This is a genomic window from cyanobacterium endosymbiont of Rhopalodia gibberula, from assembly GCF_003574135.1.
Lineage (GTDB): Bacteria > Cyanobacteriota > Cyanobacteriia > Cyanobacteriales > Microcystaceae > Rippkaea.
Map to the genome: position 1 here is coordinate 683,651 of NZ_AP018341.1, position 16,674 is coordinate 700,324.

10 protein-coding genes are annotated in these 16,674 nt (G+C 37.4%); 5 read left to right on the top strand and 5 right to left on the bottom strand.

Annotated features, from left to right (window positions below):
• Positions 1-451: 451 nt before the first annotated feature.
• The 3 genes from deoC to RGRSB_RS02130 all read left to right on the top strand — a co-directional run bounded on the left by deoC (position 452) and on the right by RGRSB_RS02130 (position 3,522).
• Positions 452-1,132: a deoxyribose-phosphate aldolase gene (gene deoC, locus RGRSB_RS02120; protein WP_119259632.1), complete on the top strand. Its 681-nt coding sequence runs from the start codon at positions 452-454 to the stop codon at positions 1,130-1,132.
• Between the two features lie 19 nt (positions 1,133-1,151).
• On the top strand, positions 1,152-1,997 hold the full coding sequence (gene recO / locus RGRSB_RS02125) for a DNA repair protein RecO (protein ID WP_119259633.1): 846 nt from the start codon (positions 1,152-1,154) through the stop codon (positions 1,995-1,997).
• 127 nt (positions 1,998-2,124) lie between these two features.
• Positions 2,125-3,522 (top strand): MFS transporter, encoded by a 1,398-nt coding sequence (locus RGRSB_RS02130; RefSeq protein ID WP_119259634.1) that lies wholly within the window; start codon positions 2,125-2,127, stop codon positions 3,520-3,522.
• Positions 3,523-4,213: 691 nt separating this feature from the next.
• Here RGRSB_RS02130 and RGRSB_RS02135 read toward each other — a convergent pair.
• Positions 4,214-8,203, bottom strand: a complete 3,990-nt coding sequence (locus RGRSB_RS02135; protein ID WP_119259635.1) for a magnesium chelatase subunit H — start codon at positions 8,201-8,203, stop codon at positions 4,214-4,216.
• A gap of 880 nt (positions 8,204-9,083) precedes the next feature.
• Here RGRSB_RS02135 and RGRSB_RS02140 point away from each other — a divergent pair.
• Positions 9,084-10,388, top strand: coding sequence for a dihydrolipoamide acetyltransferase family protein (locus tag RGRSB_RS02140; protein WP_119259636.1), 1,305 nt, complete (start codon positions 9,084-9,086; stop codon positions 10,386-10,388).
• A gap of 1,071 nt (positions 10,389-11,459) precedes the next feature.
• Here RGRSB_RS02140 and RGRSB_RS09965 read toward each other — a convergent pair.
• From RGRSB_RS09965 to RGRSB_RS02150, 3 genes are all read right to left on the bottom strand, one after another.
• Positions 11,460-11,630 (bottom strand): hypothetical protein, encoded by a 171-nt coding sequence (locus tag RGRSB_RS09965; protein WP_172582014.1) that lies wholly within the window; start codon positions 11,628-11,630, stop codon positions 11,460-11,462.
• 197 nt (positions 11,631-11,827) lie between these two features.
• Positions 11,828-12,223 (bottom strand): DUF948 domain-containing protein, encoded by a 396-nt coding sequence (locus tag RGRSB_RS02145; RefSeq protein ID WP_119259637.1) that lies wholly within the window; start codon positions 12,221-12,223, stop codon positions 11,828-11,830.
• The gene (locus tag RGRSB_RS02150; RefSeq protein ID WP_119259638.1) at positions 12,220-12,588 is read right to left on the bottom strand and encodes a YtxH domain-containing protein; all 369 of its coding nucleotides are present in this window, start codon (positions 12,586-12,588) and stop codon (positions 12,220-12,222) included. Before RGRSB_RS02150 ends, RGRSB_RS02145 begins: the two co-directional genes overlap by 4 nt.
• Before the next feature lie 115 nt (positions 12,589-12,703).
• On the opposite strand from RGRSB_RS02150, the gene purH reads away from it, so the two are divergent.
• Positions 12,704-14,254 (top strand): bifunctional phosphoribosylaminoimidazolecarboxamide formyltransferase/IMP cyclohydrolase, encoded by a 1,551-nt coding sequence (gene purH / locus RGRSB_RS02155; RefSeq protein ID WP_119259639.1) that lies wholly within the window; start codon positions 12,704-12,706, stop codon positions 14,252-14,254.
• Positions 14,255-14,390: 136 nt separating this feature from the next.
• Here the strand turns inward: purH and RGRSB_RS02160 are convergent, their stop codons facing one another.
• Positions 14,391-16,646 (bottom strand): PBP1A family penicillin-binding protein, encoded by a 2,256-nt coding sequence (locus tag RGRSB_RS02160; RefSeq protein WP_119259640.1) that lies wholly within the window; start codon positions 16,644-16,646, stop codon positions 14,391-14,393.
• Positions 16,647-16,674 lie beyond the last annotated feature (28 nt).

Sequence of the window (16,674 nt, forward strand, 5' to 3'; positions counted from 1 at the left end):
TAAGAAAAAACCAAAACTATCTATACGCTATTCGTGATTCTAGTTAAGTAATGTTCTGTGCAATACTTAAGTGTAAGGTAGAAAACAAAGGAAAGACTTACATTAGAATTGACAGATTCTTCTCTAGTTATAAGATATATAACAGTTGTATAGATCAAGCAAGCAGATTGCCTCTTAATTTTGAGAATTAGACTTACGAATGTTACAAAACTCACTATAATTGAGACATAAACACATCAATAAACGCTACAAATCAAGTCTTACGTACACTGTCGCCATGGAATGGTGACACTTAGTCGAGGAAGTATAATATGGCTAGGAATAAAATCTATTATTTCTTGGAAGCAACTCCCAATGAAGTTAGAAGCCTCAAATATAATCTTTGATTTGGGTGGGGTAATTCACGTCACAATATACAATATAAAGGGATAGTTCTAAGAGAAAAACAATTATGACTGTAGTAAATTCAGAAATTGACATTGCCAGTTATATTGATCATAGCTTACTCAGTCCTACAGGGATTGTCCAAGAGGTAGAACAGTATTGTCAACAGGCTGATCAGTTTGGCTTTCCCACTGTCTGCGTATATCCCTCGATGGTACGTAAAGCAACCGAATTACTTAAAGGGAAGCAAACCCAAGTTTGTACAGTTATTGGCTTCCCTACAGGGGCAACCACCTCAGCTGTTAAACTTTATGAAGCCAAAGAGGCAGTAGAAAATGGGGCAACGGAACTCGATGTAGTAATCAACCTGGGATGGTTAAAAACTGGACTTTCTGATAGAATTTATCAAGAGATTGCTGAAATTTGTGCAGAAACGAAACAAACGGTTAAAGTTATTCTCGAAACTAATTTGTTGACAGATACAGAGAAACGACTCGCTGCCGAAATTTGTATGGATGGAGGGGCGACTTATTTAAAGACTAGTACTGGATGGTTTGGAGGGGCAACAGTCGCTGATGTAAGTTATCTCAACCAACTGGCTAAAGGACGAGTAGGTATTAAAGCTTCTGGGGGTATTCGGACTCTGGAACAAGCTTTAGCCCTAATCGAAGCAGGGGCAACTCGTTTGGGGACTTCCCATGGGGTAGACTTAGTAAGACAACAACGTGAGCCAGTCCGGGATATTTAGGGGATTTTAACAAAATCTAATGAGTCGAATTTATAAAACCACAGGGATTGTCTTAACAAGAACACCTTTTGGGGAGGCTGATCGTTTAGTAAAAATTCTTTCACCAGAATTCGGTTTAATTCGGGCAGTGGTTCCAGGGGCAAGAAAATATACATCAAAACTAAGCGGACGTAGTGAGTTATTTGTAGTTAATGATTTATTAATAGTTAAAGGGCGATCACTTGATCGAATCATTCAAGCCGACACCTTAAAATTTTATCCCAGATTAAGTGGAAATTTAGGTAAATTGGCTGCTAGTCAGTATTTAGCTGAATTAGTTTTGTCTATAGCCTTAGATGAACAACCTCAACGAGAACTTTACGAACTCCTCAACGAACATTTACATCGCCTCGAAGAAATCTCATCTGGTCAAAGTTTACATAGTTATTTAGCCCAAGGGGTGTTTCATATATTGGTAATCGCGGGAATTAGTCCTCAAGTTCACACTTGTTGTTTAACTAATGAAACGTTATCAGCCGACTTTAACAATCCTCATTGGCGAGTGGGGTTTAGTTTTAAAGAAGGAGGTTTGATCAAATTAACAATTCCCGAATCTTTCTTATCAACTCAACAAGAATCCTCTAAAATTACCCGGACTTTAATTAATCAACAACTAAATGCTTTAGAACTAAGTCTTTTACAACAATTAGGACATCCTTATCTCCCACAACCACGAAAAATCTTACCTCCAGAGTATCTCAATAATTTTCTATCTCTAGCTTGGGTTCACATTGAATATCTGTTACGTAATTATGCCCAATATCATTTAGGTAAATCTTTTCGATCAGCCGATCTCATCGATACTTTATCTCCATTGGAGTTTTAAGGTTTAATAGGATTGTGTGATTAACTACAAAATTAATTGTTATCCTCGCAATTGAGTCAAGTAAAATCCCTATTTATGAACCTTAAACTAAGCTATTTCCTCCCCCCAAGATTCTTCACCTAACTCTATGGATCGCCAATCTACCTCTTCTAAGCCACCAATGAGTCAGGGTTTTCTCCCTATTCTGCAGAACCCGCGTTTTTTAACGCTTTGGGTTGGACAAATTTTCTCTCAATTGGCTGATAAAGTTTATCTGGTCTTGATGATTGCCTTAATTGCCGGTCACTTTCAAGGAGAGAATCAACCTATTAGTGGTTGGGTATCAGCGATTATGATTGCTTTTACTATTCCGGCGGTTTTGTTTGGTTCGTTTGCTGGGGTTTACATAGATAGGTGGTCAAAAAAAGGGGTATTAGTTATCTCTAATTTTGTACGAGGGGCATTAGTTTTCGTCATTCCTCCCCTAATCTGGTTATCCCAAGATCAAACCTTGGCGTTACCTGTCTCTTGGCTTCCTGTCTGGTTAAGACAGTGGCAATTCCAAGTTCAAGACAACTTTTTTGTTCCTTTGGGATTTTTATTCATATTAACGTTAACTTTTGTAGATTCAACTATTACCCAGTTTTTTGCCCCAGCAGAACAAGTTACTATTCCTTTGATTGTTGAACGCCGTCATCTACTTTCTGCTAATTCTCTCTTCACTACTACCATGATGGCTATGACTATTATCGGTTTTGCTATTGGAGATCCTCTATTAGAATTGGCTGCAACATTAGCTAAGTTCGTGGGATTGTCTTGGGAATTCGGTAAATCTTTAGTTGTTGCCTTATCTTATCTGTTAGCGGGTTTTATTTTAATTTTTTTAAGGACAGGAGAAAAACGAGAACACTACGAAAAAGAACGCTCCCATATATTGAAAGATATTCGCGACGGTCTTCATTATCTCAATAATAATCATCGAGTTCGTAATGCTTTAATTCAACTGGTAATTCTCTTTTGTATTTTTGCCGCTTTGTCAGTATTAGCTGTCAGGATGGCTGAAACGATTCCCGGGCTAAAAGCTGAACAATTCGGATTTTTATTGGCTTTTGGAGGCTTAGGAATGGCTTTTGGGGCAGGTATTTTGGGAAACTGGGGTCAACAGTTTAGTAAAAATCAATTAGGATTGTGGGGATCGTTGGGAATGACAGTTTCCTTGGTAGGGTTATCCTTGTCTATAGATAATCTATGGTTAACTCTGTTGATGACCACATTTTTAGGATTATTTGCAGCTTTTGTCGGAGTTCCGATGCAAACGGTGATTCAGTCAGAAACTCCTGTTGACATGAGGGGTAAAGTGTTTGGTTTACAAAATAATGCGGTCAATATTGCTTTGTCTTTACCTTTAGCTTTAGCCGGTATTGCAGAAACTTTAGTAGGTTTGAAACCTGTCTTACTTGCTTTAGCTGGATTAGCAGTTGCAGGGGGAATTCTCACAAGAAATATAGGGAAAAATGAATCTGGTAATAAAAAATCAGAGTTGTAATTGATTTTTTTCTTCAATGATATTTTATAAGGCTTCTATAAATTTAGATTGCTGCACTAGCCTATCTATTATAAAATCACTATTAAATAAGATTTAAAAGACCTATTTTGTAAGTTTTGGAGAATACGCTCATAATAATGATTTCTAAATTAGAAAGAATGTTGAAAGTAACATATTATATTAAAGTAATCTAATATGGTAGATTCTGCCGTAAAAAGAAGACTAAGTTTATTTCTTATGCAAAGAAAACCATAAAAAATTAATCAGATAAAATTTCGGTAAACACGAAGTTTACACCATTAGGGCAGAGATCATTAATCTAAATAACAAATATTCTTGATTTAAATTTATTCTTGATTTAAATTTTAAATCAGATAATTTATATTTGAAAAGTGTCGATAATAAAACAATTAAAAAAACTGTAAAAAACATAGAAATGGAATGAATTTATGATCCATAAAAAACATAAATGACTTAGTATGTAGTTCTGTCCTATTTAGTAAAGGTTTGAAAAGTTTAATGATTAACAATCTTTCTAAAGAAAGGAAAAAAATTATCTAATATTTGAAACAAGCTTTAGATAATTTTAAAAAATCTTGAAATAATTAAGAATATCTAAACTATTTAAAATAAACATGAGAAAGAATACTTCTCTGATTAAACATTCCCTCATGAATTAAGTTATTAAAATCTAACCTACTCCTTCAATCTTATTTTCAACCTCTTGATATAAATTTTGTAACCTTTCCAAGTTTTCTGCTGAAGTTTCCCAATAACCTCGTCCATGCACTTCTAGCAAAGTAGATACTATTTTTCGGAAAGAATTAGGGTTTAAATTTATTAGACGTTTACACATTTTCTCGTCTTCAATAAAAATTGAATTCACATTTTCATAAACCCAATTATCTACTGCATCAGCAGTTGCAGACCATCCCATTGTATTAACTAAACGCTTAGAAAGTTCTCTTACTCCTTCATAACCATGAGATAACATACCTTCGTACCATTTAGGGTTTAATAACTTAGTACGTGTGTCTAAACGAACAGTTTCAGGGAGAGTACGAACTTGTGCATTAGCAGTGGTTGTATCCGCAATATATGAAGCAGGTTTTTTGCCATCTTCCCGTAAACTAGAGACAACTTTTGTGGGATCAGAATCAAAATAATGTGAGACATCCGTTAAACTTATTTCTGATGAATCTAAGTTTTGGAAAGTAACATCAGCAGTTTTTAAAGCACATTCAAATATCTTGCGGTTATTTTTCATTACTCCTGGATTATCAGAGTCAAACGCAAAACCTTTACGATTTAGGTACATATTTTGCAATTCTTTTTCTTCTTCCCAACTGCTATTTTCTACCGCCAAATTTATATTAGAAGAATAGGAACCAGAAGCATTAGAAAATACACGGGTTGCTGCTTCACGAAGATTGATTCCCAATTTATCTGCTTGTTCTAAAGCGTGTTTACGAACGTAGTTTATCTCGATAGGTTCGTTCGCTTCTGCTGCCATTTTAACCGCTTGATCTAATAAATTCATTTGGTTAATAAATAAGTCACGAAAAACACCAGAACAACTAACCACCACGTCAATACGCGGTCGTCCTAATTCTTTGAGAGGAATTAATTCCAATTTATTGACTCTTCCTAACGCATCTGGAACAGGCTTAACTCCTACCATCCACATGACTTGTGCCAGGGATTCACCGTAAGTTTTAATATTGTCAGTTCCCCATAACATACAGGCGATAGTTTCGGGATAATTTCCTCCGGTTTCATTCTTTTGACGTGCTAATAACTTATCTACAACTATTCTAGCGGATCTAACTGCTTCTAAGGTAGGAATAGATTGAGGATCCAATGCATGGATGTTTTTACCTGTTGGCAAAACGTTTGGGTTACGAATAGGATCTCCCCCAGGTCCAGGTAAGACATATTCCCCTTCTAATGCTTTAAGCAATCCTTCTAATTCATTATTAGCACAAAGCTTTTCTAAACAAAATTCTAGATATTCAAATAAAGATCTTAACGCTTCTTGATCGATATTTTTATATCCTAATTGATGTAAAGTTTCTACCCAAGGAACTTTTCTACTTATTTTAAGAAAACTCAGTTTAGAGACAAAAGAAACTCGTCCATCCGCATTTACTTGTGCTTGAATTAAAGAAGTAACTGTTTCACGGGTAGCGAGGGTAATTTGTTGTAACAATTCAACATCCTCTAAGATACCGCGGTCACTATTTTGATAAATTTCCTCAATATCTCGTCCTAAAGTGTTAGCAATAATGCGAGGTAAAGAGATAATTTCTTCTTCTTTACGATCCAAAGAAGCAATATTGACTAAAGTTGCAATCGCTTCTTCTGCGGTGGGAGGTTTGCCAATGATATGCAGTCCACATGGTAATAAACGGGACTCAATTTCTATCAATTTTCGATAGGTAAAACCGACAATATTATCGCGTTGTTCTGATGTCATGTCTTTAGCATCGGTATCAGGTAATTCAACATCCTGATCCAAATTAACTAATCGACATTTATCCATAATTGTGTTAACAATGGCAATTCCTCGACCATTATCTTTGAGAGTTTGATAAGAACCAATTAACTCACTTAATTCCTTTAACCCTCTGTATAACCCCGCATTCTCAGCAGGAGGAGTTAAATAAGATATGATTTCTGCATAACTACGACGTTTAGCAATAGTTGCCTCACTAGGATTATTCGCCGCATAATAATACAAATTAGGAATCATGCCAATGAGAGTATCAGGATAACATTCTCCTGACATTCCTATCTGTTTTCCTGGCATAAATTCCAACGATCCATGGGTTCCGAAATGTAATACTGCATCCGCTTTCCAAACTTGGTTTAAATAAGTGTAATAAGCTGCAAATCCATGATGAGGACTAGCAGATTTTGAAAAGAGTAACCGCATAGGATCTCCTTCATAACCGAAAGTTGGTTGAACTCCAATAAAAACGTTACCAAACTGTTTTCCGTAGATTAATAAATTCTGTCCATCACTGTTTAAATTTCCAGGAGGAAGACCCCAGTTTTCCTCTAATCTAACTGAATAGGGAGTTAACTGTTCGTATTGTTCAACGGACATTCGATAGGCTATGTTTAACTCTGGGGAAGCATATTCTGCTTGTGCATCGTGGAGCACTGCTTCCATCAATGCTTTGGGAGAGTTAGGTAAGTCTTCTACCCTGTAACCATTGCTTTTCAATGCAGTCATTACTTCATAAATAGACCCGAAGACATTCAAATATGCGGCGGTCCCTACGTTTCCTTTATCAGGTGGAAAACTAAACACAGTAATAGCCACCTTTTTCTCTAGTTTAGGTTTTTTCCGTAGATTAGCCCATTTTATCGCTCGTTGGGCGACTGCTTCGATGCGATCCTGTAGTGCAATCGCTCTTCCCGTATTTCCGTCCCGTCCTGAGAGAATAATAGGTTCGATCGCCCCATCTAATTCAGGAATAGCTATTTGTAACGCTACTTGGACAGGATGTAATCCCAAATCACTTTCTTCCCATTCTTGGGTGGTTTGAAACACAAGAGGCAATGCACACATATAAGGACGGTTAATGCGTTTTAATGATTCGATTGCTTTTGGATGGTCTTGACGAGCTGGACCTCCAACTAAAGCAAAACCTGTCAAAGAAACCACTGCATCGACAATAGGAATTGTTTTTCCCTCTTTACTGTAATCTAAGAAATAAGCATCCACCGGTTTAGAAAAGTCTAATCCTCCTGCAAACACAGGAAGCACTCGTGCTCCCATAGCTTCTAATTCCTGCACTGTAGCTACATAGTGAGCATCGTCCCCAGTTACCAGATGAGTTCGTTGCAAAATTAATCCAATACAGGGGGCTAAAGAGTCTTTTAAACTATTGGAAATATCGATACGACTATTGAACCATCTTAAATAAGAAGGGACATCCTTAAACATTTCCATCGATAAAGGATGCCAAATTCCCATGTCAGGATAGACTACCGGATCCTGATAGTTAACGGTTTTATCTTCAAGAAGACCTGGATAGGAATATTTATGAGCCAACATCACCAGAAAATTCTCTAAATTTTCTGAAGATCCTCCCAACCAATATTGGAAACTCAACATAAAATTACGAGCATCTTGAGCTTTTTCAACTGGAAGATACTTCAAAATTTGAGGCAAAGTCCGCAACAGTTTCAACATAGCATCTTGGAACCCTGCACCAGAATTTTCCTTCCGCTTCCGCATAAATTGGGAAATTGCATTCTTAGACTGTCCCAACTGAGCCATAGAAAAACTGCCTAATTTGTTTAAGCGCATTACTTGGGGCATTGAGGGGAAAACCACCACAGCATCTAAATTATCCCGATGAGGTTCCACCGCATTTACAACTTTATCCGCTAAATCTTCAATAAAAATTAAAGAAGCAATAAATAAGTTAGTATCTGCCACTTCACGCTTAAATTCTTCATAGTTCTCAGGATTTCTCAGTTCTTCAATTAAATAACCACTAATTTCTATAGCTAATTTAGGGTTATTTCTATTGATTGCTTCAACGGCTGCCGAAAGGGAACTTTGATACTGTGGTTCTAAAACGACATAGACCACCTTCAACAAAGAACGACCATTAATTGCCTCCGGAACGATATGGCGAATGGTGGACTTCACATGAGTAAACATCTATTACAGTACTCCTTAATTTTATGATGGTCTAAACGCTGTAAACCCTTAATCAGAGTCAGCAAAAAATTTGACAGGACCCTATATGTGTTTCTACCAAAAATAGTTATCAAATGAGCAGTATCTCGAGTATTTGACATAATTTGTAAAGAATTATAGAATACTTCTTTACAAAAATTTATATACTGACGATAGTAGTTTCTCTTTTTCTTGTTTATAACAGTTAATTTCATATTTATCGAAGCATTTATTAAATAAATCTATATTAGATGCCATCATTGCTATGATGATTATCAAGAAATGAATTCAGTGAAATTAAAGACTAATTATTAAAATTAACAAGGTTAAAATTCTATTATTTAAATAATCTAAATATTAGAATTTTAATCGTAAAATTATGTTTACTCATTTAAATAATAAGATTCAAAAATTATGAGATCTAATAATTAAGAAGAAATAGCACCTTAATTTAAGAAGACATTTAAAATTTATTTATTAATCTTTTTAAGAAAAAAATATAATTTCTTAACTTTAGTTAATTGTGCTTAAACTTATAGTTAGTTATTATATCGCGTAAAAGATTTCATTGAAATACAAAAATTGTTAAATATCTTTCATAAAGTTAATTTAGCCGGTAAAAGAGTTAAAAGTCCAGCAAATACCACACAGTATTTTTGATATTCATATTTATAAGTCTGCGATGTACCTAGTCTAAACTTAAAAATTGTAATTTTTCTTTATTGGATTCGAGATGATTTTGACTTACAGGTGATCACTAATAGCTATGGCATTAAGGTTAAGACGATTCACAAAAAATGATAAGATCTAATCTGGTATAAACTTCAGTGCCTATTTACATACTTAAAGGGAAAGCCACTTCATGATTCACGATATCTTCATGCCTGCACTCAGTTCCACCATGACAGAGGGAAAAATCATCTCTTGGGCGAAGTCTCCGGGGGATAAAGTGGAAAAAGGAGAAACTGTTGTTGTAGTTGAATCAGATAAAGCAGATATGGACGTGGAATCTTTCTATGAGGGTTATCTAGCCACCATTTTGGTAAAAGCTGGACAAGAAGCCCCTGTAGGAGAAGCGATTGCCCTCTTGGCAGATACCAAAGCAGAAATTGCTCAAGCGCAGCAAAAAGCTTCCTCAAGCTCAGTGCAAACTCTTCAAGAAACTCCCCAAACTGTAGTCTCAATCTCCACCCCTGAAGCAACTAAGACACCAACAACAGCTTTTTCTACTTCGACAGATACTTCTAAAACCAATGGAAATCGTGGCACTAATGACCGCATCATTGCTTCACCACGGGCGAAGAAACTAGCTAAACAATTAGGCATTGAGCTCAAAACCCTTCAGGGCAGTGGACCTTATGGACGCATTGTTGCTGAAGATGTAGAACGCACTACAAGAAGAACTCCAACTGCAACTATTACCCAGACTTTATTTTCTGCATCTCAACCGACTCCAACTCCAAGTACGTCGCCAACTCCTGTACCTATTATCTCAGGAGAAGCCGTTCCCCTTACCGTCCTGCAAAAAGCAGTAGTACAAAATATGATGGCGACGGTGCAAGTTCCTACCTATCATGTGGGTTATACGATAACTACCGACAATTTAGATAAACTCTATAAGACAATTAAATCTAAAGGGGTAACTATGACGGCTTTATTAGCAAAAGCAGTGGCTGTTACCCTTCAAAAACATCCTTTAGTTAACGCTAGTTACAGTGACCAAGGAATTCACTATAATAGCTCAGTTAACGTTGCTTTAGCAGTAGCAATGCCTGATGGGGGACTTATTACTCCTGTTCTACAGAATGCAGATCAAATCGATATTTATTCTCTGTCTCGTACGTGGAAAGACTTAGTAGAACGCGCTAGGAAGAAACAATTGCAACCACAAGAATATAAAAACGGAACTATTACCATATCAAATTTAGGAATGTTTGGGGTAGACTGTTTCGATGCAATTTTACCTCCAGGACAGGGAGCAATTTTAGCTATTGGTAAATCTCGTCCCCAAGTAGTAGCAACCTCAGAAGGATTGACTGGAGTAAAATGTCAGATGACAGTAAATATCACTTGCGATCATCGGGTAATTTATGGGGCTCATGCAGCTGCATTTTTGCAAGATTTAGCTCAGTTAATCGAAACCGATGTTCAATTCTTAACAATGTGATCGGCAATCAACTAAGAAAAATTACACTCCCCGATTTCAGTCTCTCCACAAACCTGCCAAGCTAAATCTATCAAAGTCTTAAGTAAGAGCTATGGCTACCACCGCACTTCTCAGGATATTGTTTAGCGGGAGTTAAAATTACTTATGTTTGTTGTTTGTGTTTTATTTTTTTAGGAACGGGTAATGGTTAGAGTGTTGCCATAAACTGAGTTGACAAACGTTGATTATAGATCAGGTACAACGTCCACTTATACAGTGGGTACATTTGGAATAGCACTGCCCCAGCCATTTCCAATAATATGCCTTTTTATAAGAAAAAATTAACGGAAAGTAATCACACACAATTAGCAGTTTTATGGATCACTCGACGAATAATTTTATATTTAGCTTAAGACAACTGACAGTTTTTGAACAAGGAATTTTACAATATAGAGCTAAGAGATTAAAATTTTAGTATTAAAAAAAATTTAAGTTTACTCAGTACTAAAAACAGATAAATCTCTGATATTTATAGGACAAATATCGTCGTATTACGAAATAAAAATAATAAATTAAAAGTACGGGGAATCAGTGGGCTAAAAGTAAGGAACAGAATATCCCACAAAGGAGAAATAACCAAATCCCATTGCCAAGCAAAAGCTTTACCTTTCTTATGTGATATTCTAGCAAATACGCAAAGAAACACTAAAGATAAAAGTTCTTATTGTTAAAATCCACTATTCCAGTAGTTCTTTCAAGACAACTGCACACGTTTTTTCGATCAAGATGACCTTATCTAAGATATCAACAACAACTATGTTTTTTACATCATCTTGAATATGATAAAGTTTTCTAAAGCGTGCGTTTAGCTCTTTCCGAAAAGTTCGGAATAACAGATTATAAATAGTATAGTTAATACTAAATATTAAAAGTTGCCGTCACTGGAGTCTTCTACTAAATAAAATACTCCAATTATCAAATTCCTATAAATTGATGAAAGCCCGGTCAGAAGAGAGAGTATGTTTGATTAAAGTTCTATTTACAGCCAATATTTTGTTCTAAATTGGCGATTTATTCAATTAAATATAATTCTTAAGACCAAGGGAGAAAATATACTAAGTTCCCTACGGGGATAATAACATCGAGGAGAAGTTCTAAGTGATTAACTGCCCAAGCTGGATAAGGAAAAACGCAGCTTTCTACACTTAGAATACAAGTTATTAGACCCACCAGAAAAGACTTGAGATAGTGTTGTTCCATCATAATTTTCTAAAAAATTATGATACGTGTTAATAATTTTACTTTTAGTATTTAAACAAAAATTTACTCCCCTTATTTCTTAAAATATTTGATTATTATTGAGTAATTTTGAGTTAGTAAAACACATATGTGAGTGATTTATCTGCAATATTTGACATAACCTGCCAATATGTAATTCCTACATTTTGAGTCCTTATCTCTTATGCTTTAGGTGACCAATCCTTTTGTGTTGGATAACTTTGCCACTTCTGCCAAGCCGCTTTAAAGCCGATCGCAACTCGACGGGTTCCTTGTTGAACAAGACTGACTTGCCTTTGGGTCTTACTTAGAGTGAGCTCGAGTCTTTTGACCACATCTGAAGCACTTTTAACTCCATTATTGAGCTCATCTGTTAATTCAGTAATTTCTAATCCTGTCCGACGAATAGATTCCAGGGTGGGGGGAAGTTCTCGATTGAGAGTATCACAAAGCTTTTCAACACTACGAGCCGCTCTTACTAACTCTGTACAAGTAGGTATAGCCACAATTAAGACTGCTGTCAAACTTACAGTCACTAAAAGCAAAGAAAGTCCAAGCCATAAAAGAGGATAACTCACGCTTGTTTACCTGAAGAGGGTTTAGCAGAGGAAGATGCAGAATCCATAGTTATCTGTGACGAAGAGGTTTGAGAGTTTTCAAAATTCCCTTGACTGGCTTCGAGTCCAGCCGCTATTGTGTCTTTGAGTCGTGTAAGAGTGTCATTCCAGTTCTGAAGTGCTGATTCTGATAGACGATCAGCTTGTAACTGCACTGTAGTCGATAGATCTTCAGCCATCTCTGGCAAAGCATCTGCTGATTTCTTGAGAATACGTCTTGTTTCTTTTCCCGAACGTGGAGCTATCAAAATGCCGGTTACTGTCCCCAGCACTCCACCGATGACCATTCCAGCAGCTAAAATACTACTCTTGTTATTGTTAGACATTACTATCTGCAAAATCTTAGTAATTGTAATTTTATTCTAAAATCAAACCTTAGGCTTTGATGAGCAATGTCATAATACTCCTAAGTAATGGTTAACATCAGGAGATTAGATCTGAATGGCGCGTTTAGCACTACTGAGCGTATCGGACAAAACCGGAATTATCGATTTGGCTCAACAATTGGTTAATAAATTTGACTTTGAGTTAATCAGTAGTGGAGGAACAGCAGATGTCCTACAAGAGGCTCGACTTCCGGTCACTAAAGTGAGTGACTATACCGGATCACCAGAAATTTTAGGAGGACGAGTGAAAACCTTACATCCTCGCATTCATGGGGGCATTTTGGGACGACGGGAGTTGTCAGAAGATAACCAAGACATGGAGGATAATCAAATTCGTCCGATTGATTTAGTGGTAGTCAATCTCTATCCTTTTGAAAAAACCATTGTTCAGCCTCATTTTACAATGGCTGAAGCAATTGAGAAAATCGATATTGGTGGGCCGACCTTGTTGAGAGCAGCATCCAAGAATTTTGCTCATGTCACGGTCTTATCTAATCCTCAATATTATGATAGTTATCTACAGGAATTAGATAGAAACAACGGGGAAGTTTCCCTAGCGTTTCGTCAAAAAATGGCGAAGGAAACCTTTGCTTTGACTCATAGTTATGATGGAGCGATCATTAATTATTTCATGACCCTTGCTTCAGAAACAGAGTCTTCTTTACCAAGTCGTTTTACTCTCTCAGGTACTCAATTTCAATCTCTCCGTTATGGAGAAAATCCTCATCAAAATGCGGTTTGGTATCAAACTGGAACTCAACCAACAGGGTGGGCTGCAGCGACTAAATTACAGGGGAAAGAACTCAGTTATAATAACTTAGTGGATTTAGAAGCGGCACGGCGTATTATTGCTGAATTTGACTCGAAAGAACCAGCTGTTGCTATTCTTAAACATACCAATCCCTGTGGTATAGCGATAGGAAAGACGTTGGCTGACGCTTATGAGAATGCATTTAATGCGGATTCAATTTCAGCTTTCGGGGGCATTGTGGCTGTTAATCAACCCTTAGATAAGAAGACAGCAAGCCAATTAACGAAAACCTTTTTAGAATGTGTAGTTGCCCCGGGATACGATGAGGAAGCTAAAGCGATTTTAGTTGCTAAATCCAAGATTCGTGTCTTATTATTACCCGACTTAATGAATGGTCCGAAACAGACAGTTAAAATGATCGCTGGGGGATTGTTAGTGCAAACATCTGACGATCAGATAGATACTCCTGAGGGTTGGAAGATTGTTACAGAAAAGCAACCAACTCCCGAACAGTTAGCGGAATTATTATTTGCTTGGAAGGTAACAAAACACGTTAAATCAAATGCTATTGTTGTGACGAAAAATCGTACAACTTTGGGGATTGGTGCTGGACAAATGAATCGGGTTGGTGCCGTCAGAATTGCTTTGGAAGAAGCTGGAAATGAAGCTAAAGGGGGATTCCTTGCTAGTGATGGGTTCTTTCCATTTGATGACTCAGTGCGCACAGCAGCAGCAGCGAAAATTGCTGCTATCATACAACCTGGTGGATCAGTACGGGATAAAGATTCTATCGCGGCGGCTAATGAATTAGGGTTGGTGATGGTTTTAAGCGGAATACGACATTTTCTACATTAATTCTTGCAAAAAATCTTCTAGATTGATAAATAATGAAGGATAGATCTTTTCTGGAAGATGTCGATGGAGGGACAAAAAAAGGTTGAGCTGTTAGTTGCTGAGTGATTCCGTCCGATTAGAGAAAAATAGAATGGGACTACCGAGAAACTAACCCTTTCTTCATATAATCTCTCCACAAGGCCGCTGCTTGACTACTGCTGCCTCTGGTTGGGGAGCTATCGTCATTACCTAACCATACCCCTGTTACCAAATTCTGACTAGGAACATAGCCCACAAACCAAAGATCCACAGCTTTATTGGTAGTTCCTGTTTTCCCTACTTCTCCCAGTCCGATACTCGCTGATCCTCCAGTTCCCCGTTGTATGACCCCCCGTAATAAATCAGTCATGGTCTGGGCTAATTGGTAAGAGATCACCCTTCTTCTATTAGTTTGATCCTGATTGAGATTGTAAATGACTCGACACGTCTGCCAATTATTGACATCTAAACAGTCTCCCCCGTCAAGGATGCGCTGAATTGCATGAGGACGGTTCCAAACTCCTTTATTAGCAAAGGTAGCATATGCTCCAGCCATTTCCAAAACAGTGACTTCACTTTGTCCTAAAATTAGTCCTGGTGATCGTGTTAATGTTGATCCTATTCCTAACCGTTGCGCCATTTCAATCACTCGATTTAACCCTACATCTTGGGCAACTCTGAGGGCTATTGCATTTTCTGACTGTGCCATCCCTCGATACATGTCTACATTCCCACCACTGCGTTCACAAGGTTTGTATCGTTGTCCCATCCAGTTTAGTCCACCACAGGAATAAACTTTTCTGGGAGAAATTCCTTGTTCAATAGCCGCCGCATAACCGAACACCTTAAAAATTGATCCAGGTTGACGTTTAGCTTGAGTAACGCGGTTAAATTGACTTTGTCTATAGTCTACCCCTCCCACTAAAGCTAAAATTTCTCCAGTACGGGTATCTAAGGTGACAATTGCCCCTTGGGAGAACTTGTATGCTGAACCGGCAATTTTAACGTGATTTCGTAGCTCTTTTTCAGCTTTAGACTGTAAGTGAAGATCTAATCCTGTTTCTACAATAAAATTGCCTTCCTTCGCTAATTCATTCCCTAAAAGAGTTCTTAATTCTTTGAAAACGTGACTATAAAGGTATGGAGCAATCAAATTTGACAAAGTTTTTCTAGCTTTAGGACTAATTTCTATGCGTGATCTTCGCTCACGAGCGGCCCGTTCTGGTTCAATCATCCCTAAATCTGCCATACGAGTGATGACACGGTTTCGGAGTTGAACAGAAGCATCATAGTCCTGAACAGGATTATAGAGATTTGGGGCGGGTAACATTGCCACTAGAGTGGCCGCTTCGGAGATTGTTAAATATCTAGCTGATTTGTCAAAATAGAATTGGGCTGCATCTTCAAACCCGTAAAGGCTGCCCCCCAGATATACTTGATTTAGATAAGTTTTTAAGATTTTATTTTTGCTATAAACAGCTTCTAATTTTAGGGCAACAATTATTTCTCGTAATTTACGACCGGCTGTATCTTCCCATCCCACTTCACTAAAAAGACTGCGGGCTAATTGTTGGGTTAAGGTACTCGCTCCTTGACGAACGCCTTGATCTTTTGAATTGATGACTAACGCCCTAACAATTCCGTATGGATCGACGCCAAAATGCCAATAGAAACGAGTATCTTCCGATGCAATGAGAGCTTTAGATAAATAGGGAGAAAAGTCTTGTAAACGGTTAATTTCTTGATGCGTACTTTGGGTAATGGGGTTTAGGGGGATTTTATCATCCCTTGCATAGACAACTACTGGACCACTAACTCCTGATGGGAGAGGAGTTACGTCATATTTACGACTTTCCCAGATGATAACAACACTGACAAGGGCAAATAGTCCAACGGTTCCGTAAAGGGTATAGGAAATCAGTCTACGCCAAACAGGAGGAGGATTATGATAAGTCAGTTTAGCAGTTTTAGCTAATTCCGGGGGGCCAAGAATAATGACATCTCCATGACGTAAGGAAAGATTTTTAATGCGTTGTCTGTTGTGATAAATACCGTTGGTAGAGTGTTCGTCTTCGAGGACGAAATATTGGGAATTATTTTTGTCACGGCGTAGAGAACAGTGAACTTGACTAACAAAATTATTAGCAATGAGAATGTCACAGAATCTCGAACTTCGCCCCAAAATATAGCGATCACCAATTAATGAGTAGACTTGAGGTTTATCTCCTTCTTTATCTTGTATGTGTAATTCAGGAACTTTTTCCCCTTTTTTGAGAGTTTCAGGACTTAGCTTTCCTTTCCCAAGTTTTTGTACTACTTGGGTAACCAGTTGACTCAAGGGATGTTTGGGAAGAGATGGAGGTTTTGAGAACATAGCTTACTATGTTTAGGAATCGGTTAGC